Annotated in this window: 20 protein-coding genes; 5 read left to right on the forward strand and 15 right to left on the reverse strand. The window is 69.7% G+C overall.

Going from position 1 to position 22,597, the window contains the following annotated elements; genetic code table 11:
• Positions 1-11: 11 nt before the first annotated feature.
• On the reverse strand, positions 12-1,103 hold the full coding sequence (locus tag D1350_RS04495) for a helix-turn-helix domain-containing protein (RefSeq protein ID WP_125774322.1): 1,092 nt from the start codon (positions 1,101-1,103) through the stop codon (positions 12-14).
• Positions 1,104-1,299: 196 nt separating this feature from the next.
• Between D1350_RS04495 and D1350_RS04500 the strand changes: the two genes are divergently transcribed.
• Genes D1350_RS04500 through D1350_RS04515 form a run of 4 tightly spaced genes read left to right on the forward strand, consistent with a single transcriptional unit; the run spans position 1,300 to position 3,156 of the window.
• On the forward strand, positions 1,300-1,569 hold the full coding sequence (locus D1350_RS04500) for a hypothetical protein (RefSeq protein WP_125774324.1): 270 nt from the start codon (positions 1,300-1,302) through the stop codon (positions 1,567-1,569).
• Positions 1,566-1,967 (forward strand): hypothetical protein, encoded by a 402-nt coding sequence (locus D1350_RS04505; protein WP_125774326.1) that lies wholly within the window; start codon positions 1,566-1,568, stop codon positions 1,965-1,967. Before D1350_RS04500 ends, D1350_RS04505 begins: the two co-directional genes overlap by 4 nt.
• Positions 1,964-2,827 carry an HAD family hydrolase gene (locus D1350_RS04510; RefSeq protein ID WP_240643879.1) on the forward strand — a complete coding sequence of 288 codons (864 nt, stop codon included), beginning with the start codon at positions 1,964-1,966 and terminating at the stop codon, positions 2,825-2,827. The genes D1350_RS04505 and D1350_RS04510 overlap by 4 nt, the downstream gene beginning before the upstream one ends.
• Positions 2,824-3,156 carry a hypothetical protein gene (locus D1350_RS04515; RefSeq protein WP_125774328.1) on the forward strand — a complete coding sequence of 111 codons (333 nt, stop codon included), beginning with the start codon at positions 2,824-2,826 and terminating at the stop codon, positions 3,154-3,156. Before D1350_RS04510 ends, D1350_RS04515 begins: the two co-directional genes overlap by 4 nt.
• A gap of 221 nt (positions 3,157-3,377) precedes the next feature.
• Here the strand turns inward: D1350_RS04515 and D1350_RS04520 are convergent, their stop codons facing one another.
• The gene (locus tag D1350_RS04520) at positions 3,378-4,280 is read right to left on the reverse strand and encodes a hypothetical protein (RefSeq protein WP_125774330.1); all 903 of its coding nucleotides are present in this window, start codon (positions 4,278-4,280) and stop codon (positions 3,378-3,380) included.
• A gap of 389 nt (positions 4,281-4,669) precedes the next feature.
• On the opposite strand from D1350_RS04520, the gene D1350_RS04525 reads away from it, so the two are divergent.
• Entirely contained in the window at positions 4,670-5,494 is an 825-nt protein-coding gene (locus D1350_RS04525; protein ID WP_125774332.1) for a hypothetical protein, read from the forward strand.
• A gap of 145 nt (positions 5,495-5,639) precedes the next feature.
• Here the strand turns inward: D1350_RS04525 and D1350_RS04530 are convergent, their stop codons facing one another.
• The 13 genes from D1350_RS04530 to D1350_RS04590 form a co-directional block, all read right to left on the reverse strand.
• Positions 5,640-7,793, reverse strand: a complete 2,154-nt coding sequence (locus D1350_RS04530; protein ID WP_164545024.1) for an AAA family ATPase — start codon at positions 7,791-7,793, stop codon at positions 5,640-5,642.
• Between the two features lies 1 nt (position 7,794).
• Entirely contained in the window at positions 7,795-8,202 is a 408-nt protein-coding gene (locus D1350_RS24865) for a relaxase domain-containing protein (protein WP_125774336.1), read from the reverse strand.
• Between the two features lie 17 nt (positions 8,203-8,219).
• Positions 8,220-8,783 carry a hypothetical protein gene (locus D1350_RS23570; protein WP_164545025.1) on the reverse strand — a complete coding sequence of 188 codons (564 nt, stop codon included), beginning with the start codon at positions 8,781-8,783 and terminating at the stop codon, positions 8,220-8,222.
• A 144-nt stretch (positions 8,784-8,927) separates the two neighbouring features.
• Positions 8,928-9,155 carry an excisionase family DNA-binding protein gene (locus D1350_RS04545; RefSeq protein WP_125774338.1) on the reverse strand — a complete coding sequence of 76 codons (228 nt, stop codon included), beginning with the start codon at positions 9,153-9,155 and terminating at the stop codon, positions 8,928-8,930.
• A 92-nt stretch (positions 9,156-9,247) separates the two neighbouring features.
• Positions 9,248-10,555 carry a tyrosine-type recombinase/integrase gene (locus D1350_RS04550; RefSeq protein WP_125774340.1) on the reverse strand — a complete coding sequence of 436 codons (1,308 nt, stop codon included), beginning with the start codon at positions 10,553-10,555 and terminating at the stop codon, positions 9,248-9,250.
• 363 nt (positions 10,556-10,918) lie between these two features.
• Entirely contained in the window at positions 10,919-11,899 is a 981-nt protein-coding gene (gene nrdF, locus D1350_RS04555) for a class 1b ribonucleoside-diphosphate reductase subunit beta (protein ID WP_125774342.1), read from the reverse strand.
• Positions 11,900-11,916: 17 nt separating this feature from the next.
• Positions 11,917-14,037, reverse strand: a complete 2,121-nt coding sequence (nrdE, locus tag D1350_RS04560; protein ID WP_125774798.1) for a class 1b ribonucleoside-diphosphate reductase subunit alpha — start codon at positions 14,035-14,037, stop codon at positions 11,917-11,919.
• A 38-nt stretch (positions 14,038-14,075) separates the two neighbouring features.
• Positions 14,076-14,525 (reverse strand): class Ib ribonucleoside-diphosphate reductase assembly flavoprotein NrdI, encoded by a 450-nt coding sequence (gene nrdI, locus D1350_RS04565; RefSeq protein WP_125774344.1) that lies wholly within the window; start codon positions 14,523-14,525, stop codon positions 14,076-14,078.
• 110 nt (positions 14,526-14,635) lie between these two features.
• Complete coding sequence (nrdH, locus tag D1350_RS04570) at positions 14,636-14,878, reverse strand: glutaredoxin-like protein NrdH (RefSeq protein ID WP_125774346.1); 243 nt, start codon at positions 14,876-14,878, stop codon at positions 14,636-14,638.
• A 188-nt stretch (positions 14,879-15,066) separates the two neighbouring features.
• Positions 15,067-16,554, reverse strand: coding sequence for a serine hydrolase domain-containing protein (locus D1350_RS04575; RefSeq protein ID WP_125774348.1), 1,488 nt, complete (start codon positions 16,552-16,554; stop codon positions 15,067-15,069).
• Positions 16,555-17,982 (reverse strand): GH1 family beta-glucosidase, encoded by a 1,428-nt coding sequence (locus tag D1350_RS04580; RefSeq protein WP_125774350.1) that lies wholly within the window; start codon positions 17,980-17,982, stop codon positions 16,555-16,557.
• Positions 17,979-20,282: an alpha-xylosidase gene (yicI, locus tag D1350_RS04585; protein ID WP_125774352.1), complete on the reverse strand. Its 2,304-nt coding sequence runs from the start codon at positions 20,280-20,282 to the stop codon at positions 17,979-17,981. Before yicI ends, D1350_RS04580 begins: the two co-directional genes overlap by 4 nt.
• Positions 20,279-22,456 (reverse strand): beta-galactosidase, encoded by a 2,178-nt coding sequence (locus D1350_RS04590; RefSeq protein WP_420807798.1) that lies wholly within the window; start codon positions 22,454-22,456, stop codon positions 20,279-20,281. Before D1350_RS04590 ends, yicI begins: the two co-directional genes overlap by 4 nt.
• Positions 22,457-22,597: the final 141 nt, after the last annotated feature.

Here is a 22,597-nt window from a genome sequence, read left to right on the forward strand (position 1 = left end):
TGCCTCCTTGGTCATCGCCCGGCGAGTCGGATGGCGAAGTACACATCGGACAACTCACGGTGGGCACGCTGGTCCAGGCCATCATGGATGGCGTCCTGGACCTTTGTCGATGCGTCGAGACGGTGAACCAGACCCGCGTCGAGCAGGTTGGGTCGGGCTTGGACAAGCGCCCACAGGCTGTGGGCGTTCAGGTCAGCGCCCATCGGCTCCTTCAGATGGTTCAGCAGGTGCTCCAGCACGCGGTGCCCGGTCCAGACCACCTCGCCCCCTGCGAGCATGTCGCCGTCCGAGGAGTAGGCGTCGGGGATCTCGCCAAGCCAGTACGCCCAGTAGACGAGGTTCGCCGTGACCTGCTGCTGGTCGGTGAAGTCGGTCCCGATGAACCGGCGAACAGGGTCGAGGTCACCCTGCCGCGCCAGCCCGAGGGCGGCCCCTCTGCCCAGGAGGAGACCTGATGGGGCGTGGGTCAGGCTGTTGCTCCGCACGATCCGGTGGAACTCCCCGATGAGCCACGCGATGGTGCTCGGCCGGTGATCGAAACCAAGGAGGTAGACGGCCTGCCTACGTAGGAGTGCGCCGTCAGTCCCGCGCGCTGAGTCCGCCGCCGTGAGCAGGTGGTCGAAGAACCGCTCCTTCATCGCCACGCTCAGCTGCGGGTGCCTCGGTGCTGGGCCTCGACCCATCGGCGCCCCGAGCGCCCGCAGCGCTTCGGGCGCCACGCCCGTGAACGGCCAGGTGACCAAGGCGAGCAGCGATCGGCGCACGACGGCAACCCCGAGCGGGTGAGTACGGGAGTCGATGGCGACGGGGCCCGCGTTGATTGCCGTCGAAAGGATCACGTCGGCCTCCACGGCCGGCGTGAGCAGGTTGGCTGCCGCCGCCGGTGCGCCCAAAGCGATCAGGCTGTTGCGCACCCGCAGCAGGCTCGTACCACTCAGCGCTGACAGCGGACGTCGTCCGCTCTCCCATCCCTGGATCGTGCTGACGTCGACACGCAGGTACTCGGCGATGTCGGTCTGACGGCGCCCGACCGCGCTCCGCAGCAGCTTGAACACGAACGCCGCGACCACGCCGACGTCCCCGTGCGGGGCTGCACCCTGCACCGGAGTCAGTGTTGACCGAGCTGCCACGCGACGTCCCCTGTCGATTGCCCGCGCCTGTACGCCGAAACGCGTACCCCCTGTCAGTCCAACTCCAGGGCGCATTCCCCGAGGGTTAAGACCGAGCCGGCGTGATGCCGCTCACAACAGTAGGTGGGACGCCCCTGGTCCCGCCACCAGCAACGAGAGGTGGTGCCCGATGGGTATCGATCACGGACTTCAAGCAGCATCTCGGATTGTCGACGCCGTCGGGCGTGACCGCATCGAGCTGGTCACGGTGACCCGCGATCGGGTCTGCCTCCAGCCGATGGTGCTGGCCGATGGTGAGGCGATCGCACGAGCGCTCGATCTGGACGTCCCGCTCGATCATCGGATGTTCGTCCCGGGGCACACGCTGTGGACCGGGGTGCGTGACGGGCTCGAGGTCCAGGTCCGGTCCGTGCTGCGCAACGCCGGAGTCGTGCGGTGAACCCGGTCGCGGTCGGCTACGTCTGCGCTCCCGAGGGCGAGGCACTGGACGGCCAGCGGGATGCGGTGACCGACTACGCCCGGGTCGAGGGCCTGGCGCTGGCGCAGATCGTGACCGACCGGTTCGACACCTTCACGATCAGCCAGGTCGTCCAGACCGCGAAGTTCCACAACGCCCACCTGGTCATCGTCCCCGCCCAGGCCCGCCTCGCCTCGATGCGTAGCCGGGTAGCTCACGAACTCGCCACTGAGGGCGGGGCCTGCATCATCATCGGCAACTCCCCACCAGGCAAAGAACGGCGGCCACGGCTGACCGAGGCACTGCCACGCCGTATCCCGCCCACCAGCACAGCCGCGCCGAGTGATGCGGCGGCAGAACCCACGGAGACGACACGATGAACACCACGCAGAACATGGCACGGGAACGTCTGCTGGTCGCGCTCGACATCGACGGGACCCTCTGCCCCGACGGGACGAACACCATCCCCGACGTCACCCGCCAGGCGGTCGCTGAGATCGTGGCGGCCGGGCACGTCGTCGTCCTAGCCACCGGCCGATCCCTCGTCGGCGTGCTCCCCGTGGCGGAAGCTCTGGGGCTGGACGGGTCGTGGGTCGTCGCATCGAACGGGGCGGTGACGGCCCGGCTGGACCGGACGTGGCCGTGCGGGTACCGGGTCGAGTCCTGCCAGACCCTCGACGTCGCCCCCGTCCTTCGCCTGGCGCGCCGGTTGTGCCCTGGGGTGCGGGTCGCGGTCGAGGAGGTCGGCTGGGGCTACCACGTCTCGGAGCTGTTCGACCGGGCTGACGTCAACGGGCGTCAGATCGTGGTCTCCGACGACGACCTGACCGCCGAGCCTGTACCACGGGTGATCCTGTCGGCCCCGAACGCCACCGCACTCCTCCTGGATCCGGTCGGGGGCCTCGGGGTCACCGTCAACCCCGCCTCACCGTCGTGGTTGGACGTAACTCCGGCCGGGTTGTCCAAGGCCTCTGCCCTCGACGCGATCCGCCGCCGGGTCGACGTCGCACCCGAGCACACGGTGTTCGTTGGCGACGGCGTGAACGACCTGGAGGCGATGGAGTGGGCCGCCCGCTCCTACGCCATGGGCCACGCGCCGATGGTCGTACAGGACGCCGCCGACCACGTCACGGGAACCCTGGCCGAGCACGGCGCAGCGATGGTGCTCCAGGACCTGCTCACCGGCCCAGCCACCGCGCGCGCCGTCGAGGCGCAGGCCCTAGCCGGAGCAGGCTCATGACCACCGCCCCACCGGTCGAACTCCTGCACGCGGTCCGCGACCTCGCGCAGGAACTACACCCGCGTCTGCACCCCGTCTCCGTACGGGTCCGGCTCGACGGCACCGGCCCGGCGCTGGCCTCCTGCGAGGTCTGGACCGGGGACGGTGACGCGATGATCGCCCACCACACCGACCTTCCGGCCGCCGTCGGGGCGACGATGCTCGACCTCGAACGCGCCCTCGTGGCCGGCGGGTACGCATACGCCCTGACCAGGGACGGCCGACCCAAGTGGCGCTACGATGCAAACCACGGCGGCCTCTACATCCTCGACGTCGCCCGGCCCTTATGACCCCCTGATCTTGCGGCCGGGCGACTGCCCCGCCCGGCCGCGAGCCCGCCGTCGACTACGGGAATCTCCCGTGCCGGGGCCCTCCTCCTGGGGGCCCGGCACGGCAACGCTCTGCGTACGCTCTGACAGCGACAAACTAGAGCAGCGATGACCTTGCAACCTCAACCTCACGCATGGCCGTCATCCTGCCTGCACCCGCCAGTTCGGGCCTCCCGTGCTGATCAAATTCGCGACTGAGCCGCACGTACCCAATCACCGAGAAAGTCCGCAAATTCGGCTGTGTTGTACGGGTCGATTTCTCGGGTACGTGTCGGCAAGCCGCCCTCTTGGATTCGCACCCGCATCGGCGGAGTCGCACGGTAGCCGCTGTAGCGTTCGCTCAGGGGTTCGGCGTAAACGATGACCGTGTCCTTGGCATCTTCGGCCGGGAAGACGCAGTGGGCCTGGACAGGCTCTTGGTGAGCACCCGCCCTGCCACCCACCGCGAGGCAAGCGGCAACCAGCTGCTCCATCCGAAGAAGATGTCCCCGGGCCGCCCACCGTTCAGCGATGGTTTCGGCCCGAAACCAACGCGTAGCCCAACCCGCAGCACCGTCGGGCAGGTAGTTCAGGTCCCCGCCGAACTGCTCCACCCGCGTCACTTCGAGCAGCTGCCAGCCCCGCTCAGTAGGAACGTCGCCCCCGCGGCCGAAGACCGCCAAGGTTTCATGGGCCGCGATTGCATCGACCTCAACCTCGTCGGCGATCGCCAATCTCTGAGGGTGCGCGAGGTCGCTGAGTAGTTCGGTCGCGTAACTCTGGGCACCGAGGTACTCGTTGGAAGCGTCGGCGGTGTCATGCCGGTAGGCAGACAGGTCCAGATCCGGGGCACCGCAATCAATCGACGGCCGACGCAGCCACTCGGCGAGCCGCATCTGGTAATCGCCGATGGCAGGCCAGGTGTCGAGCCAGGCTGCCGCGTACCAGGCTGCCTCCGACATTGCAGTCAGCGCCTCAGCAAGATCTGATGCGGCGTCGAAGGATGCCAAGGTGGTGACCTTGATAGTGGTGCTTGCTGGGTTGTTGGGCCACGTGGCGAGCATGGTTGCGCGACCGCCTGTGGACATGACGCTGTACTGGGTCATCAAGACTCCGATGCTGGCGGCACCTCAAGCCCCAGGGCGAGCGTGCCATGACGGTAGGTGCCGGTGAGCACCCGATGCTGTCGGGCCCTCCTCCGCCGGTGAGTCAATGGCGCTACCAGTGACTCTGCCGTTGCCGCTGAAGCCTAGCCCAACTTGGGCGGGTGCTGACCAGCCGTGCGGGCTACCCATCCATGGTTGCTCGGTCGGCGCGTGGCGGAGATCGTCGCCGATCTCGGTAGGACTGCGGGCGGTCCCGCATCTCTCCTCAACAACTGTGTCGGACGAGATTCACGCCCGTCCCTCTAGAACTTCGCGGCGGCCGACATAGGCGAACGACTGTTCGAGCGTGTCGGGTGGGACGGCAGCTGAGCGGTGCGTAGTCTGCGCTCGTGAGCTGGATGCCGGGTCGCCGACGTGCGCGACTGAATCTTGAAGAACCATTCGACGATGTCCCCGACCACCTTGTCCGGGAGGTTTGGGAGTGGGTGCAGTCTGCGGCGGTCAACTTTCACTCCGAGACCGAGACCGAGGTCCGCCTGCGGATGCTCGCAGTAGAGCTCCGACTGGTCCTGCCTGGTTCTGATTGGCAGACCATGATGCAAGAACTCGCCCGCAAGTGCTTCAACGACCGGGGCTTGATGCTCGACGTCGTGGAACTTCTGCTGGAGCGACTCGATCCTTGGGTATCGAAGTCGGACATGCTCGGGACGGTCCTTGCGGCGGGCAATTCGGCCTACACCGTGCGCAGCGACGGCCGAGGGCTCGAGCTCCGCCTCGCACCGGGGGTCCGCAACGCTGTCACCGAGACTGCCGAGCGCGCGAAGGGATCGGCTAGCGAACACCTTGTCGCGGCCTGGAATTCTGCCTATGGGCGCAAGAAGGATGCGCCAAAGGCCTACAGCGAGTCGATCAAAGCTGTCGAAGCCGCACTAGCGCCACTCGTATCGCCTAGCAATGTCAAACAAACTCTCGGCACTATGATCCGAGATATAAGTGCTAAGCCAAGCAAGTGGAACTTCTCCGTGGCGGACACGGGCAGCAGCGGAGTTGCCACCGTATTGACGATGATGAGGACCCTCTGGGATGGACAGACATCTCGACATGGTGGACTCACGCCCACACGGGCAGAGACGGACGCCGAGGCAAGAACGGCTGTCCACCTTGCTGCAGCTCTTGTGCAATTTGCGACAAGCAAGGCATTCGATGTTGCGTAGGACATAGCCACTCGGGACATGACACCTCGTCACCAGCCTGTCGTCGCTCGGAATCGGTTGTCTCCGGCGGCTACCATGCAACGACGATCCACCGCGGCCCTACGCATCTGACGAATACGCGGGGGTGGCCTTTGCTCGCCGAATGTCAGATCGTTGGCCCGGCGCGCCCAGAGCGGTGGGAACGTCGGTGCCGCTCGTGTTGAATGGCCGGAACGGTGCGCAGCGTCCCGGCTAGGTGTCGTGCGTGGTCGCACTGCAGCAGGCTGGTGGGAGCGTCACCGAGCGGGATGTCGCTGGTGATGGCGTACCTGTCGCGGTAGGCGGCGACGGCGACGACGAGTCGCTTCCAGTCGTGGTAGGCGGCAGTCCCGACCGGTCGAGGTGGCAGGTGCCGTATCCACGGCTCACCGTCTCGGATGGCCTGCTGGGCGAGGTCCCGGGCGCGTTGTTCGATGAGGTTGGCGCGAGCATGGAGGGCGTCACGGACGTCGTCGGGCAGGGGGCCGAGGGCCTGAGGGATCAGGCCAGCGACCAGGTGTGACCGGTGGGTTGCTGGGCGGGTGGTGGCGTGCTCGATTCTCTGGTGCAGGACGGCGACGACGTCGTCCGCATCGTAGAGCGTGCGGTCTCGGGCGAGGCGTGGGAGCAGGGCATCGACCTGGTAGCCGTTGGCTTCGGCGCGGCGTAACTGGGCGCAGAGGGGTCCGAACGCCTCGGACTCCACCACTGCGGCGATCTCTGCCTCGGTGAAGCCTTCCGCATGGAGGGTGCGGGTGACGAGGCGATGCCAGCGGGGTCGTTGGGCGAGGGTGGCGATGGTGTCGTACTCCCCGGCCAGCCTGGCGATCGAGGCGTACTTCTCGTGTTCGGTGTGGCGGGTCTCGTGAGCGGTGGGCTCGGCGCCGGGGCGGGCGAGGATGCCGGCGAGGACCGCCCGTGCCCGCGCGAGGTCGGGGATCTCGTGGTCGGGGTGCCCGGGGGCTGCGTGGTCGTGGTTCTGGTCGTGGTCGGGCTGGTCGACCGGCACGAACACCACGTTCGTGTCTCGTCCTCTGGTGAGCGGGACGTACAGCGCTTCGCGGGTCATGGTCGGGGTGGCGACGGTGTAGGCGGTGTCGACGGTCAGGCCCTGGGCGCGGTGGGCGGTGATTGCGTACGCGAGGTCGACGTGCTGGGCGACGTAGGCGGCGGGCAGCCGTACCGTCCCGGCGCCGGTGTGCGCGTTTGCTCGCCGAGCGTGAGCGGTTCCGCGCTGGGCGTGCACGGTTTCCCCGATGCGGTTCCCGCGGGACGTGTTTCCGCTGGTGGGCGTTTTACGAGCCTGCTGGTCGGGGTCGATGCGGCGGGCGGTGACCGACCCGTCCCGGTGTACGGCAAGCACCTGCCAGAGGTTGCCGTTCCGGACCCATCCATCGCGTCCGTGGCGCAGGGTGCGGTCGTTGCGACGCGTCACGATCACGTCCCCGGCCGACGCCTCGACATCGGCAGCGAGGCGGGCGGCGCGCCCGTCGTCCACGGTCCCGGCCAGGAGGCGGTCGGCGCGGGCGCGACGGTTCAGGTCGGTGACCGTCGCCCCGTCCGCCGCGATCAGCACCGAGACCTTCCCAGCGTCGGCGTCGGTCTTCCATGCCTCGTAGGCGGCCCGGGTCATCTCCTCGGTGGTGCCTGCGTGGATGCGGTCGTGCTCCTCGTAGACGGCGAGCACCCCGGCGTCCCCGTCGCGCAGGCACAGGCTGGCGGTCTTCTCCCACGGTTGGGTGAAGCGGTGGACCTCGGTCAGCTCCGGCACCTCGCCCGTGGTGCGGCGTCTCTCCGTGACCAGGAGGTTGAACGCTCCGCCGGTCTCCACGGCGGAGAGCTGGGCCGGGTCACCGACCAGCAGCACCTTCGCCCCCACATCTGCGGCGTGGGCGGTGATCGCGTGCAGGGTGTGGGTGCCGGCCAGGGACGCCTCGTCGATGATGACGAGCTGCCCAGGCAGGAACACGACGAGACCGGCGGCGTGGTCGGTGAGCCACTTGGCGGTGTTCTCACACCCGATCCGCAGCTCGGCGGCCAGGACCTCGGCGGCGGCGGCGGAGGGGGCGAGGCCGACGACCGACCCGGTGCCGTGGGCGTGCTCCCACGCGGCGCGCAGCAACCGCATCGTGGTCGTCTTCCCGGTCCCGGCCGGACCTACCAGCACGTCCACCACCCTGCCGGACGTCGCGACCGACAGCACCGCCTCCCCCTGCGCCGCCGAGACGATCCCCTGGCCGGTCGCGTCGCCGATGACGGACCGCAGGAGGGACCCGGCCATCTCAGGGCCGGTCGTGTCGGCCGACAGGGTCAGCAGCCGCTCCTCGGCCTGAAGGACGGCTTCGGAGGTGTAGACGGTCGCGTGCTTCGGTCGCAGGGTAGTGGTCCCGTCGGCGCGGAGCAGGAACTGCGGCGTGGGAGCCAGGTCCGATCGGGTCGACGCCCGCGCCGAGCAGCCGCTGCAAGTGCGTCGCCGTGACCGCATCCCCCGGGGCGAGTTCGCCATGCCCGAGGTCCTGGACGGCGGCGCCGAGCCAGAACCCCGGCGGGGTCCCCGCCTCGGCGTAGTACGCCGCGACAGGGTCCACCCATGAACCCGCCAACCCCTCAGCGAGGGGCGGGGCGGGGGCGTCGAGGTCTGCGTTACGGACCGACTTCACCAGGTACTCGTACCCGTTGCCCGCACTCATCTTCCGCACCGAGACCGTCACCGCGAACCACCCCCGGGTCGGCGCCCGGCGCTGCCGAGGGCGGTGACATCCACTGCAACCGCAGCCCCGCCCTCAACTGCCTGAGGTGTGGCTGATGGGTTGGTGATGTTGAAGTAGGTGATGTTGAAGTAGGTGATGTTGAAGTAGGTGATGTTGAAGTAGGTGATGTTGAAGTAGGTGATGTTGAAGTAGGTGATGTTGAAGTAGGTGATGTTGAAGTAGGTGATGTTGAAGTAGGTGATGTTGAAGTAGGTGATGTTGAAGTAGATGTGGATGGTGATGGATGTAGTGGTGATGGCGATGGGGCTGGTGGTGGCTCGCGCCACCGCGGTCGGCGGGCCAGGCCGCCGCGCCGGCCCCTCAGCGAGCCGCCCGGCAGAGGGCCGAGCCGCGTCGCGGCGGCCGTCCGCCGCGACCGCGTAGGCGGCACGCCGCGCAATGGCACCAAGCTCAGACCTGCGCGCTGCTACCTTGGGACCGGCGAGATCAGCGCCCGCCACCTCGTCACGGCACCGCCGCGATGGGCGTCGGGTCAGCCGGGGACCGGATGATTCGGTCATCGTGGGAGCCGTTGAATCAACGGGACCGGAGGATCTGCGCGAAGCGGATTTCCGCGGTGCCGGACGCTGTCCGGCGCCGAACCGGCCCCAGGACATACCGGTCGCTTCGGCCCCGCCGCGAGCGCCAGCCGGTCTGCACACGGGTCAGCGCACCGTCGGGATGACGACGACCAGCGCCTCGCGTACCTCGTCGACGTCGACCCGCACGAGGCGTCCTACCCGGTAGCCGCGAACGGTGCCGTCCGCGATCCTGCGACGGAGCGTCTTGACCGACACGCTCAACGCCTCAGCCGCCTCGTCGAGGGCAACGAGCCGCCCCGACGCGGGCGCGCCGTCAGCGCCGCCTCGCGGCGTGTTCCTCCGAGCTGACATGTCGCACCTCCCGAGACCTGTCCTCAGGAATCAGGTGCGCACCGGTCGCCAGAGCGGCGGCGCAGTGGATCGCTGCGCCGCCGCCGGGCCCCTCAGCCCTCGCCGCGCTCCTGGGCCGCCGCGGTCGTCGCAGCCGCCTCAGCCGCAGCGATCTTCGCCGCCGCCCGCTCACTCATCCGCTCAGCGAGCTCTCGGTCACGCTCCATCGTGGCGTGCTGATACCGGAGCACGACCTGGATGTCCGAGTGACCGCCACGCCGCATCAGTTCGGCGAGCGTCGCACCCTCCTGCGCGAAGATCGTCAGCCCGGTGTGCCTCAGATCGTGGAACCGGAATCCTTTGGGCAGGCCGGAGACGGCGTCACGTGCGTCGCCCCACATGTAGCCCCACCGCGTGTTCGACAGCGGCACGCTCCCCCGCGACGAGGTCGGGACGACGGGCGACTTCGCCTCGGGCGCCACGTGGTCTCGCAGATGCTCCCTCAGTCGGTCACGCATGATCTTCGGCACACTGAGCGCGCGGTTGCCCGCGTCGCTCTTCGGCCCGGTGTAGTCGCCCGTGTTCGCGTTGAGCTGGCGGCTCACGTGCAGGGTCGCCGTCCCGTCGTCGTGCCACTCGATGTCCCGGCGCTGCAGACCCAGGACCTCCCCACGCCGGAGTTGGCACCACGCGGCCAGCAGGATCGCGATGGCGTGCGGAGCTGGCGTCGCCCGCCACAGCTCCTCGACCTGCTGCGGTTCCAGCACATCCTCACCGGGACGATGACCGGGCCCGTGCCGCACGGGCTTCTGCTGCGGGATCGACACGTTCGGCACCGCCGCGATGATCCCGTCGCGCACGGCTTGCCGCAGGATCATCATGAGCACGATCAGCACCGGCCGGGTCACCCCGTTGTTCGGCGAGCGGAGGTTCGCGACTGCCGGGATCGCGCCCAGCCGCACCTTCAGCTTCTGAATCCGAGCGTCGTCGATGTGCCGGACGGGTGTGTCCCCGAACTCGGGCTCGAGGTAGCCGTCGACCTTGCTCCGGTAGGACCGGATCGTGCCAGCGGCCCGCATCTTCCCGCTCCGGTTCGGCTGCTCGCGCACCATCGCGAGCCACCGCTCCGCGTACTCGCGGAAGCCGATCGCCCGCGCCTCCGCGGCGACCTTCTCCGCACGACGCCGTTCGGCCGCCACAGCCGGCGGTTCCCACTCCCCGCGAGCGATCTTCGTGTGCACCCCGGCGAGCCAGGCCCGCGCGTCGGTTTTCGTCTGGAACGTCAGCGGCTTGTCGTCCTCGGTCCGCGCCGAGTACGCCTCGCCGTTGGGCGCCGTGTAGCGCGCCTGCCATCTGCCTGACGGGAGTTTGCGCAGGCTCCCCCACGTCTCCCGGCTCCGCTGCTTCGTCGTCGCACTCATCGTGCCCTCCGGTGGCCTCGAACGGACTCCTGAGCCCAGTCGTGCCACTCCGTGCCACTGGCACAGTCGAGAGGGCCGGACCCGCGAGATACCGCGGTTCCCAGCACCTCCCGGCCCTTTGCTGTGGCACGCAATGGCACGGCACCGGCGACCCGGCGAGCCGAAACTCGGCCCGTCGAGCCACCCGGCGCTCCCTGGTCAGGTGTGCGCGTGCCACCCACGTGCCACTTCGAACGGCCATTCCTGTCCATCTCCGACCTCCCATGTCTCTGGATGTCGGCACGCAAAGAGGCCCGGAACCGCAGAATTCCGCGGTTCCGGGCCCCTCACCAGCCCTTCCGGGCTCGGGCTCCGATCAGACGATCAGAAGTCCCAGTCGTCGTCCTCAGTCTCCACAGCCTTGCCGATCACGTACGACGAGCCCGACCCCGAGAAGAAGTCGTGGTTCTCGTCAGCGTTCGGCGACAGCGAGGCGAGGATCGCCGGGTTGACGTCGGTGTCCTCCTTGGGGAACAGCGCCTCGTAGCCCAGGTTCATCAGGGCCTTGTTCGCGTTGTACCGGAGGAACGCCTTGACGTCCTCAACCAGCCCGAGCTCGGAGTACAGGGACTCCGTGTAGGAGACCTCGTTCTCGTACAGCTCGAAGAGCAGGTCGAACGTGTACGCCTTGAGCTCCTCGCGCTCGGCCTCCGTGACCAGCTGCAGGCCCTTCTGGTACTTGTAGCCGATGTAGTACCCGTGCACGGCCTCGTCGCGGATGATGAGGCGGATCAGGTCGGCCGTGTTCGTGAGCTTCGCCCGCGAGGACCAGTACATCGGCGCGTAGAAGCCCGAGTAGAAGAGGAACGACTCGAGCATGGTCGAGGCGACCTTGCGCTTGAGCGGGTCGTCGCCCCGGTAGTACTCGAGGACGATCTCCGCCTTCTTCTGCAGGTACGGGTTCTCCTCCGACCAGGCGAACGCCTCGTCGATCTCCTTGGTGGAGATCAGCGTGGAGAAGATCGACGAGTAGCTCTTGGCGTGCACCGACTCCATGAACGCGATGTTGGTGTACACCGCCTCCTCGTGCGGGGTGAGCGCGTCGGGGATGAGCGACACGGCGCCGACCGTGCCCTGGATCGTGTCCAGGAGCGTGAGGCCGGTGAAGACCCGCGTGGTCATGACCTTCTCAGCGGCGGAGAGGGTGTTCCACGACTGGATGTCGTTGGACACCGGGACCTTCTCGGGCAGCCAGAAGTTGCCGACCAGGCGGTCCCAGACCTCGACGTCCTTCTCGTCCTCGACACGGTTCCAGTTGATCGCGCTGACGCGATCGATGAGCTTGAGCTTTCCTGTGGGTGACATCTTCTTCTCTCTCGCGCTCAGAGCATGCAGCTGACGCAGTTTTCCACTTCGGTCCCCTCCAGCGCCATCTGGCGCAGGCGGATGTAGTACAGCGTCTTGATGCCCTTGCGCCAGGCGTAGATCTGCGCCTTGTTGACGTCGCGGGTCGTGACGGTGTCCGGGAAGAACAGCGTGAGGCTCAGGCCCTGGTCCACGTGCTGCGTCGCCGCGGCGTACGTGTCGATGATCTTCTCGTACCCGATCTCGTACGCGTCCTGGTAGTACTCCAGGTTGTCGTTCGTCATGTACGGAGCGGGGTAGTAGACGCGGCCGATCTTGCCTTCCTTGCGGATCTCGACCTTGGCCGGCACGGGGTGGATCGACGACGTCGAGTTGTTGATGTAGCTGATCGACCCGGTGGGCGGCACGGCCTGCAGGTTCTGGTTGTAGATGCCGTGCTCCATGACCGACGCCTTGAGCTGCTTCCAGTCCGCCTGCGTCGGGATCCGCACGCCGGACTCGGTGAAGAGCTGGAGCACGCGGTCGGTGGCCGGCTCCCACACCTGGTCGGTGTACTTGTCGAAGTAGGCGCCGCTCGCGTACGTCGACTTCTCGAACCCGCCGAACGCCCGGCCCCGCTCGATCGCGAGGCGGTTGGACGCCGCGATCGCGTGGAAGGCGACCGTGTAGAAGTAGATGTTCGTGAAGTCGATGCCTTCCTCGGACCCGTAGTAGATGCGCTCCCGGGCGAGGTAGCCGTGCAGGTTCATCTGGCCGAGGCCGATGGCGTGGCCCATCTCGTTGGCGAGCTTGATCGACGGGACGGACTCGATGCTCGTCTGGTCGGACACCGCCGTGAGGGCCCGGATGGCCGTGTCGATGGTGCGTGCGAAGTCCGGCGAGTCCATGGTGCGCGCGATGTTCAGCGAGCCCAGGTTGCAGGAGATGTCGCGGCCCACGGTCTGGTACGACAGGTCCTCGTTGAACGTGGACGGCGTCGACACCTGCAGGATCTCCGAGCACAGGTTCGAGTGCGTGATGCGGCCCTCGATGGGGTTGGCGCGGTTCACCGTGTCCTCGAACATGACGTACGGGTAGCCCGACTCGAACTGCAGCTCCGCGAGCGTCTGGAAGAAGTCGCGCGCCTTGATGGTCGTCTTGCGGACGCGGCCGTCGGCGACCAGCTCGTCGTACTTCTCCGTGATGCTGATGTCGGCGAACGGCACGCCGTACACGCGCTCCACGTCGTACGGCGAGAAGAGGTGCATGTCGGCGTTCTTCTTGGCGAGCTCGAACGTGACGTCCGGGATCACGACGCCCAGGGAGAGCGTCTTGATGCGGATCTTCTCGTCCGCGTTCTCCCGCTTGGTGTCGAGGAAGCGCAGGATGTCCGGGTGGTGCGCGTGCAGGTACACGGCGCCGGCACCCTGGCGGGCACCCAGCTGGTTGGCGTAGGAGAAGGAGTCCTCGAGCAGCTTCATCACGGGGATGACGCCCGACGACTGGTTCTCGATGTGCTTGATCGGCGCGCCGTGCTCGCGGATGTTCGAGAGCAGCAGGGCCACGCCGCCACCGCGCTTGGAGAGCTGCAGGGCGGAGTTGATGCCACGCGCGATGGACTCCATGTTGTCCTCGATGCGCAGCAGGAAGCAGGACACGGGCTCGCCGCGCTGCGCCTTGCCGACGTTGAGGAACGTGGGCGTCGCCGGCTGGAACCGGCCGGAGATGACCTCCTCGACGATGTCGCGGGCGGTCTGCTCGTCGCCGTCGGCCAGGCCGAGCGCCACCATGGACACGCGGTCCTCGAAGCGCTCCAGGTACTTCTTCCCGTCGAACGTCTTCAGCGTGTACGACGTGTAGTACTTGAACGCGCCGAGGAACGTGTCGAAGCGGAAGTCCTTGGAGTACGCGAGCTGGAAGAGCTCCTTGACGAAGGCGCGCGAGTACTTCGCCAGCACCGTCGGGTCGTAGTACTTGTTCTCGATGAGGTGGTCGAGCTTGGCGTCGAGGGTCTCGAACTGGACCGTGTTCTTGTTGACGTGCTGCAGGAAGTACTGCCGCGCCGCCTCACGGTCCCGGTCGAATTGGATCTTCCCGTCCGCGCCGTACAGGTTGAGCATCGCGTTGAGCGCGTGGTAGTCGAGCTGGACCCCGCCCAGCTCGAGCGGCGCGACGGGAGCCTGCGCGGCGTCCCCGCTCAGGCCGAGAGCCGGGTCAGTCCCGAGTTCTGTGACTGTCGTTGCCAAAATCGTCCCAATCCGTCGCGGACGCGCGAGACGTCCTCCGCTGTACCCAGGAGCTCGAACGCATACAGGTAGGGGACGCTGCACTTGGCAGCGATGATGTCCCCGGCGATGCAGTACGCCGCTCCGAAGTTGGTGTTCCCCGCGGCGATGACGCCACGAATGAACGACCGGTTGTGCTCGTCGTTGAGGAACTTCCTCACCTGCCGGGGCACGGACCCGCCCTCGTTGCCCCCGCCGTAGGTGGGGACCACGAGGACGTAGGGCTCGTCCACCGTCAGAAAACCGTCGGCCGGCCGCAACGGGATCCGGTGCACAGAGATGCCCAGCTCCTCGAGTCCGAGGCGCTGCACGAATCGGTGCGTGTTCTCCGAGACGCTGGAGAAGTAGACGAGAGAACCCATCGCCCGACCTCCTTAGCCGTCGTTCCGGGGCCGTTGCCGGGAGCCCACACCGCCGGGCCGGAGCCCGGCGGCGTGTCGCCGGCTGGTGGGCGCCTTGCGGCGCCGGCGCGTCAGGCGCGCGCGGTCTGCAGCGCGGCGAGCGCGCCGATCTGGTCCGGGCGGAAGCCCGACCAGTGGGTCTCGCCAGCCACGACGACCGGGGCCTGCAGGTAGCCGAGGCCACGGACCATCTCGAGCGCCGCCGCGTCCTGCGTGATGTCGACGACCGTGTACTCGATACCCTTGCGGTCCAGTGCCCGGTACGTCGCGTCGCACTGGACGCAAGCCGGCTTGCTGTACACCGTGACGCTCATGTCCTCGCCTCCCCTTGTGTCCCCTCCACGGCGTCTCCGACGGCCTGTGACCTCGAAGAACACGCGTGGAACTACGCCGATGTTCTTTACCTGGGAGCCTGCGGCTCCCGATGCCTCAAACACTACACCTAGTGTCTGACAGGCGCGCGCCTACGAGATGTAGTGGTCGACACGTTCTGGAGTCAGCATCAGAGAGCAGAGGGTAGCCCCATCCAGGCCGTCCCGTCGAGCGCTCCGGGCGGGCGTGTCGCGGGGTCGTACGGAGTCCGTGAGAGGTGGAAGGTCCCGGCGTCGAGCGCCACCGCGCCGCCCTCGGAACGGACCACGCGCAGCCGCTCGCCGAGCCAGTAGCCGCCCTCCACGCCCACCCAGGTGCCGTCCGCCACAGGCGCGAACACGGAACCTCGCCCGCCGTCCGACGACGAGCGCAGCACCACCCGCCCGGCGGCGTCCACGCTCAGCGTGTACGGGCTCGGACCCCAGTACCACGTGCCCGTGAGCGCCGGGTCCCAGACCTCCTCCACAGGGTCCAGGAGCGCCGGGAGGGGCGGTTCCAGGTCCTGGAGCAGGCGGAGGAACCCCGCGCCGTTGCCGAAGCCGCCCGTGGAGCTCCCACAGACCGCGACGACGTCCCCCGTGGCCACGTCCGCCCGGAGGTCGGCCGTGAAGCCCGGCACGGAGCCACCGTGGCCCACCGTGCGCAGCGGGCCGTCCTGACGCACCCGGACCCCGAGCCCGTGCGAGGTGGTCCAGGGACCGCCCGCAGGCCCGTCGTCGTCCACCACGACCCGCGGGACAGCGAGGGACCGGCGGGCGGCGAGGGACAGCACGCCGTCGGCCACCGTGGGGTCCACCTCGGCCGGGCCGACGCCGACGAGCCACGCGCCGAACCGCACCAGGTCAGCGGGTGTGGACCAGACCTCGCCCGCCGGACCCATCGCGAGGTAGCCGGGCACGGGCTCGCGGAGCACGAGGTCGGTGTGCGGGTGCACCGCGTACCCCACGGCACGCGCCCCGGCCGGCGTCCGCGCGGTGGACGCCATGCCGAGAGGCGCCCACAGCTCGTCGCGCAGCACCTCGTCCCACGACCTGCCGTGCGCCTGCTCCACCAGACGGCCCAGCACCGCGTACCCGGTGTTCGAGTAGTGGTACCGCTCGCCCGGCTCCCACAGGGCGGGCAGGCGCATGGCGACCAGGTCGTCCCAGGAGCAGCCGCCGTGGCGCTCCCACCAGGGCCCCGCCGGCTCGGCGGGGAGGCCGCTCGTGTGCGTCAGGTAGTGGCGGAGCGTCGCGCCCGGCACCGGCGCGTCCGGCACGTGCCGGCCCATCGGGTCGGACAGGCCCACGCGCCCCGCCTCGACGAGCCGCAGCACCGCCACGGCGATCATCGGCTTGGTGATCGACCCGATCCGGAACGCGAGCCCCGGCGCGGCACCGGAACCGAAGGCGCCGGCCGCGACCGGCCCGCGCACCGGCCCGCGCACCGGCCCGCCCGCGCCGTCGTCGCCCACGACCGCGCCCGGCGCCGCCGCGACGCGCGACCACACGACCCGCCCGCCGCGGCCGACGGCCGCGGACAGGGCGGGTACGCGTGATCTGAGGCGCAGCGCGTCCAGGTGCGCGTCGAGCGCCCGGGAGGTCCCGGACCCGACGACGCGGCCGGCCGCCGCCTCCACCTACGCCTCGATGTCCGTGACCGCCGGCACCGAGTTCGTCGTCGCGAGCTTGCGGTACCAGTGGGCGGAGTCCTTCCAGGTGCGCAACTGCGTGTCGTAGTCCACGCGGATGATCCCGAAGCGACGGTCGTAGCCGTAGGCCCACTCGAAGTTGTCGAGCAGGGACCAGGCGAAGTAGCCGCGCACGTCCACGCCCTTGTCGAGAGCCTGGCCCAGCGCCTCGACGTGGTCGTGCAGGTAGGCGACCCGGAGGTCGTCGTGGACCCGGCCGTCGGCCGACACCTCGTCGTCGAACGCCGCGCCGTTCTCCGTGATCATGAGCGGCTGGTCCGGGTACGACTCGTGCAGCGAGAGCAGCAGGTCCGTGAGGCCCTGCGGCTCGATGTTCCAGCCCATCGCCGTGTACGGGCCGGGCTGCTGCAGGAACTCGATGTCGTCGGCCCCGATCCAGGGCGAGCCCTCGGAGTCCTTGTGGCCGTCGGCCTGCTGCCGCTCGCCCGAGCCGGCGTACCGGCGCACCCGGGCGGTGGAGTAGTAGTTCACGCCCAGCACGTCGAGCGGCTGGTTGGTGATCTCCAGGTCGCCGTCCTCGACGAAGGACCAGTCGGTCAGGCCCGAGGTGCGCTCGATCAGCCCGGCCGGGTAGGCACCGTCGAGCACCGGACCGAGGAACGCGCCGTTCGCGATCTCGTCCGCCTCCCGGACGGCCTCGACGTCAGCGTCCGACGACGGGTCGTCCGGCCGGATCACGTGCAGGTTCAACGTGAGCGACGTCTTGGCCTGCTCGCCCAGGACGTCACGGATCTCCCGCACCGCCAGGCCGTGGGCCAGGTTGAGGTGGTGGATCGCGCGCAGGGCCGTCACCTGGTCGGTCAGACCGGGCGCGTGCACGCCGGAGGCGTAGCCGAGCAGCGCCGAGCACCACGGCTCGTTGAGCGTGGTCCACGTGTCGATGCGCGCGCCCAGCTCCTCCGCCATGCGGCGGGCATAGCGCGCGAACGCGTACGCCGTCTCGCGGTTGGCCCACCCGCCCTGGTCCTCGAGCTCCTGGGGCAGGTCCCAGTGGTAGAGCGTGACGACCGGCTTCACGCCGGCCTCGATCAGCGCGTCGACCAGACCCGAGTAGAACGCGATGCCCTCGGGGTTGAACTCCCCGCTGCCGCCCGGCTGGACCCGCGGCCAGGCGATCGAGAACCGGTAGGCACCGAGGCCCAGGTTCTTGATGTGCTCCACGTCCTCCTGCCACCGGTGGTAGTGGTCGTCCGCGACGTCGCCGGTGTCGCCGTTCAGCGTCTTGCCCGGCGTGTGCGAGAAGGTGTCCCAGATCGACGGGCCGCGGCCGCCCTCGGTGGCGCCTCCCTCGATCTGGTAGGACGCGGTGGCCGAGCCCCAGACGAAGCCGTCGGGGAAAGTGCGTGGGGTGCTCATGCCGTCAGGTTAGCCGTCGACACTGACAGAGAGAGCGCTCCCGCGCCTTCTGTCCGCTCTGTGAGACCCGCGGCCTCCACCGCCCAGGGCCCCGGCGCGTCGTCGGACGACACGCGCACGACGTCGCCCTCCCGTCTCACCCGGTACGTCGCCGCGGCCCCGTCGCCTCCCGGCACCGTCACGACCTCGTCATGGCCGTCGGGGAGCTCGAACAACCGCAGGGTGACGCCCTCCGCCCAGGCGTAGTCCGGGCGGTCGTCCCGCCCGCCGACCGGCAGGACGGTACCCGGCCGCACCAGCAGCGGGAGGGAGTCGAAGCCGTGCTCCTCGGTGACCCACCGCGGTCCCGACACGGTGCGCGGGAGCAGCCCTTCGCCGTCGGGCAGCAAGCGCGTCCAGGTGCCCTCCGGGACGTAGTACTCGACCCGCCCGTCCACGCGGAACACCGGCGCCACCAGCAGCGAGTCGCCCAGCAGGTACTGGGTGTCCACCGTCGCGGCGGTGCGGTCGGCCGGGAACTCGAGCAGCATCGGCCGCATCACGGGCAGGCCCCGCTCGGTGGCCTCGTCCGCGACCCGGCCCAGGTACGGCATGAGCCGCATCTTCAGGCGCGTGAAGGCGCGCGTGACGTCCACGGCCTCCTCGTCGAAGGCCCACGGCACGCGGTACGAGCTCGACCCGTGCAGGCGCGAGTGCGACGAGAGCAGGCCGAAGGCCACCCACCGCTTGAACACGGCGGCGTCGGGCGTGCCCTCGAAGCCGCCGATGTCGTGGCTCCAGAAACCGAAGCCCGACAGGGCGAGCGACAGGCCACCGCGCAGGGACTCGGCCATCGCCGCGAACGTGGACTCGCAGTCGCCGCCCCAGTGGACCGGGAACTGCTGGGTCCCGGCGGTCGCCGCCCGCGCGAAGACGACGGCCTCGCCCGCGCCCCGCTCCTCCTCCAGCACCTCGAAGACGGCACGGTTGTAGAGGTACGCGTAGTAGTTGTGCATGCGCTGCGGGTCGGACCCGTCGTGCCACACCACCTCGGTGGGGATGCGCTCGCCGAAGTCCGTCTTGAAGCAGTCCACGCCCTGCCGCAGGAGCTCGCGCAGCTTGCCCTGGTACCAGGCCGTCGCCTCGGGGTTGGTGAAGTCCACGAGGCCCATGCCCGCCTGCCACAGGTCCCACTGCCACACGTCGCCCTCGGCCGTGCGGACCAGGTATCCCAGGCGCGCGCCCTCGTCGAACAGGTGCGAGCGCTGCGCGATGTAGGGGTTGATCCAGGCGCTGACCCGGAGCCCGCGGTCGTGCAGGCGCGCGAGCATGCCCTCGGGGTCGGGGAAGGTGGCCGGGTCCCAGACGAAGTCGCACCAGTGGAACTGCCGCATCCAGAAGCAGTCGAAGTGGAAGACGCTCAGCGGGATTCCGCGCTCCGCCATCCCGTCCACGAAGGAGGTCACGGTGGCCTCGTCGTAGTCGGTCGTAAACGATGTCGAGAGCCACAGACCGTACGACCAGGCCGGGACCTGCGGCGGCCGGCCGGTCAGCGCCGTGTACCGGCGCAGGATGTCGGCCGGCGTGGGCCCGTGGATCACGTAGTACTGCAGGTGCTCCCCCGGCACCGAGAACTGCGTCCGGGACGCCACCTCGGTCCCCACCTCGAACGACACCCGCTCCGGGTGCGCCACGAACACGCCGTACCCGCGGTCCGTGAGGTAGAACGGCACGTTCTTGTACGCCAGGTCGCTGGCGGTGCCGCCGTCCTCGTTCCAGACGTCCACGCTCTGGCCGTTCTTGACGAACGCGCCGAAGCGCTCGCCCAGGCCGTACACGTGCTCGCCCACGTCCAGGCTGAGCTGCTCGTGCACGAACGTGCCCTCCGCCGTGGTCGCGACGCCGACGCTCCGGTCCGACGACGACGTCAGCACCTGCCCGCCCGCCTCGAAGTCCACCTGCCACGGCGCGTCCACCGACACGCGGGCCGTGAGGCCGCCCGACGTGATCGACGCCGCCGCGTCCCCCGGTCCCGGGGCGACCACCTTGACGTCGGCCGCCTCCCGCCGCACGGCGAAGTGCGGCCCCCGGTCGCGGCGGCCGCGGTGGTGCTCGATCCGCACGCCGATCACGTCGTCCATCGGCGCGTCGAACGTCACCGTGACGAGCGGCCGGTTGAGCGTGTCGCCACGGTCGTGGATCGGCGCCGTGGGCGCGTGCACCACGAGCCGGTCGCCGTCAGCGACCGCCTCGTCCACCCAGCGGGGCCGCAGCATCGCGACTCCGGGCAGCAGCTTCCAGTAGCCATCCGTGAACTTCATGCGTTCCTCTCCATAAGAACCACGGCCCCCCACGGGTCGAGCTCGACCGAGTCGTCGACGGCGACGCCGGTCAGCAGGTCGGTGTACCGGCCGGGCACAGCGACCCGGGCCGGGGTGTCGGCGTGGTTCAGCAGGAACAGGGAGTCACCCCGTCGCACCGCCTCCACGCCCGTGCCGCGCAGGCCGGGCAGCGCCGGCTCGACGCCCGCGCGCCGCACCGCCCCGCGCAGGACCGCGGCGAGCAGCTCCGGCGAGGGCAGGGTGCCGAGGTACCAGGCCGTGCCGGCCCCGGCGTCGTGCCGGGTCACGGCCGGCGCGCCGGCCAGGTGGCCGTCCGTGTAGCGCGCCAGGACCTGGGCGCCCTCGGCGCGCAGCAGCTCGCCGAGCACGGTGGCCCGGCTGCCCGACGCCGGTCGCGCGCCCCGGGCGTCCGTGCCGCCCGGGGCGGCGGCCCGCCCGGGCGCAGCACCGCTGCCTGCCGCGGCCTCGTCGAGGAGCACGCCCGCGACCGCGAGCGCCACGCCCCCGTCGGGCAGCGCCGCCCACTCCTCGCCGCTCACACCGAGCACGTCGCGGAGCAGCGCCGGCGAGCGGCCGGGGTGCACCTGGGCGTCGTCGTCGGCCACTCCGGAGAACGGGCCGACGACGAGCTGCGCGCCCTGCCGGACCGCGGCCTGGAGCTGTTCCGCGCAGTGCTCGCCGAGGAGGTACAGGTTCGGCACGAGGACCACGTCGTAGCCGACGAGGTCCTCCCCCGGCGGGGCGAGGTCGACGGCGACGCCGTCCTCCCACAGCGGGCGGTACCAGGCGCGGAGCTGGGCGAGCGCGTCGAACCGGTCGGTGGGTCCGCCGACCTCGCCCGACGCCCACCAGGACGACCAGTCGAACACGGCGACGACCCGGGCCGGGACGCGGGTCCCCGCGAGGGGGCGCAGGCGCGCGAGGTCCGCCCCGAGCGCCCGGACGCCCTGGTGCACGCGGGTGTCGGGGCCGGCGTGCGGCAGCATCGCGGAGTGGAACCGCTCGGCGCCGGCGCGCGAGGCGCGCCACTGGAAGAAGCAGATGCCGTCGGCTCCGCGGGCGACTGCCTGCAGCGACTCCAGGCGGGTGCGCTCGGGGCTCTTCGGCAGGTTGTGGCCGCGCCAGTTGACGGCGCCCGCCGCCTGCTCCATGAGGACCCAGGGGTCGCCGCCGCCGAGGGACCGCATGAGGTCCTGGGTCAGCGCGGCGGTGGACGGGGCGTGGGGGTCGCTCGGGTCGGGGTACGCGTCGTCGGCGACGACGTCGAGGTCCGCCGCCCAGGACCAGTAGTCGACGAGCGGGAAGAAGCCCATGAAGTTGGTGGTGATGGGGCGCTCGGGGTCGACCGCGCGGATGACCTCCCGCTGCTCGCGGTAGAGGTCGCGCAGCAGGTCGGACGAGTACCGGCGGAAGTCCAGGGCCTGCGTCGGGTTGACGTGGTACGGCGTGCGGCGCGGCGGCAGGACCTCCTCGAACGAGGCGTAGTGCTGCGACCAGAACGCCGTGCCCCAGGCCTCGTTCAGCCGGTCCACCGTGCCGTACCGGGCCTTGAGCCAGACGCGGAACGCCTCGGCCGCCTCGTCGCCGTAGCAGACCTGCCCGAACTCGTTGCCGATGTGCCACATCCGCACGGCCGGGTGGGCCGAGAACCGCTCCGCGAGGTCGTACGTGATGGCGAGCGCGTGCTCCCGGTACGTCCGTGAGGCCGGGCTGAAGTGGTTGCGCGAGCCGGCGACGAGGCGCACCCCGTCGTGGTCCACGGGCAGCGTGTCGGGGTGGAGGATGCCCAGCCAGGCGGGCGGCGAGGCGGTCGGCGTCGCCAGGTCCACGGCCACGCCGTGCTCGTAGAGGAGGTCCAGCACCTCCTCGAGCCAGGTGAAGTCGCGGATGCCGGGGCTCGGCTCGTACCGCGCCCAGCTGAAGACGCCGACGGTCACCAGGTTCACGCCCGCCTCGCGCATGAGACGAGCATCCTCGCGCCAGACCTCCGGCGACCACTGCTCCGGGTTGTAGTCGCCCCCGAAGCACAGGCCCAGGTCGCGCGTCAGCGCCGAGAACCGGCCACGTCCCCCGGGCGCCGTACGGGAGGCGGACGACGCCGACCACCCCACAGTTGTCCCCCGCACCACTCGACCCCCCTGCACCTGTCCCACCCGAGCATCCTTGCCCGTCGGCTCCGTCGAAGCGTTTCAACAAGGTAGCCTGTGGCGGCCAGGGTGTCCAGCGTGTGGGACAACGCCGTCCGCACCTCCGCCCGCACTGTCGGCACCGCCGCCGAGCCACCCGCTGCGAGG

This window comes from Antribacter gilvus, assembly GCF_003946865.1.
Classification (GTDB): Bacteria; Actinomycetota; Actinomycetes; order Actinomycetales; family Cellulomonadaceae; genus Antribacter; species Antribacter gilvus.

Bases quoted from the DNA above. Each gene is read 5' to 3' on its own strand.
- D1350_RS04515 (WP_125774328.1), top strand. From the start codon at position 2,824: ATGACCACCGCCCCACCGGTCGAACTCCTGCACGCGGTCCGCGACCTC.
- D1350_RS23570 (WP_164545025.1), bottom strand. From the start codon at position 8,783: ATGACCGAATCATCCGGTCCCCGGCTGACCCGACGCCCATCGCGGCGG.
- D1350_RS04510 (WP_240643879.1), top strand. From the start codon at position 1,964: ATGAACACCACGCAGAACATGGCACGGGAACGTCTGCTGGTCGCGCTC.
- nrdI (WP_125774344.1), bottom strand. From the start codon at position 14,525: ATGGGTTCTCTCGTCTACTTCTCCAGCGTCTCGGAGAACACGCACCGA.
- D1350_RS04550 (WP_125774340.1), bottom strand. From the start codon at position 10,555: ATGAGTGCGACGACGAAGCAGCGGAGCCGGGAGACGTGGGGGAGCCTG.
- D1350_RS04500 (WP_125774324.1), top strand. From the start codon at position 1,300: ATGGGTATCGATCACGGACTTCAAGCAGCATCTCGGATTGTCGACGCC.
- nrdF (WP_125774342.1), bottom strand. From the start codon at position 11,899: ATGTCACCCACAGGAAAGCTCAAGCTCATCGATCGCGTCAGCGCGATC.
- nrdH (WP_125774346.1), bottom strand. From the start codon at position 14,878: ATGAGCGTCACGGTGTACAGCAAGCCGGCTTGCGTCCAGTGCGACGCG.
- D1350_RS04530 (WP_164545024.1), bottom strand. From the start codon at position 7,793: ATGGCCGGGTCCCTCCTGCGGTCCGTCATCGGCGACGCGACCGGCCAG.
- D1350_RS04520 (WP_125774330.1), bottom strand. From the start codon at position 4,280: ATGACCCAGTACAGCGTCATGTCCACAGGCGGTCGCGCAACCATGCTC.
- D1350_RS24865 (WP_125774336.1), bottom strand. From the start codon at position 8,202: ATGAGTGCGGGCAACGGGTACGAGTACCTGGTGAAGTCGGTCCGTAAC.
- D1350_RS04545 (WP_125774338.1), bottom strand. From the start codon at position 9,155: ATGTCAGCTCGGAGGAACACGCCGCGAGGCGGCGCTGACGGCGCGCCC.
- yicI (WP_125774352.1), bottom strand. From the start codon at position 20,282: ATGAAGTTCACGGATGGCTACTGGAAGCTGCTGCCCGGAGTCGCGATG.
- D1350_RS04580 (WP_125774350.1), bottom strand. From the start codon at position 17,982: ATGAGCACCCCACGCACTTTCCCCGACGGCTTCGTCTGGGGCTCGGCC.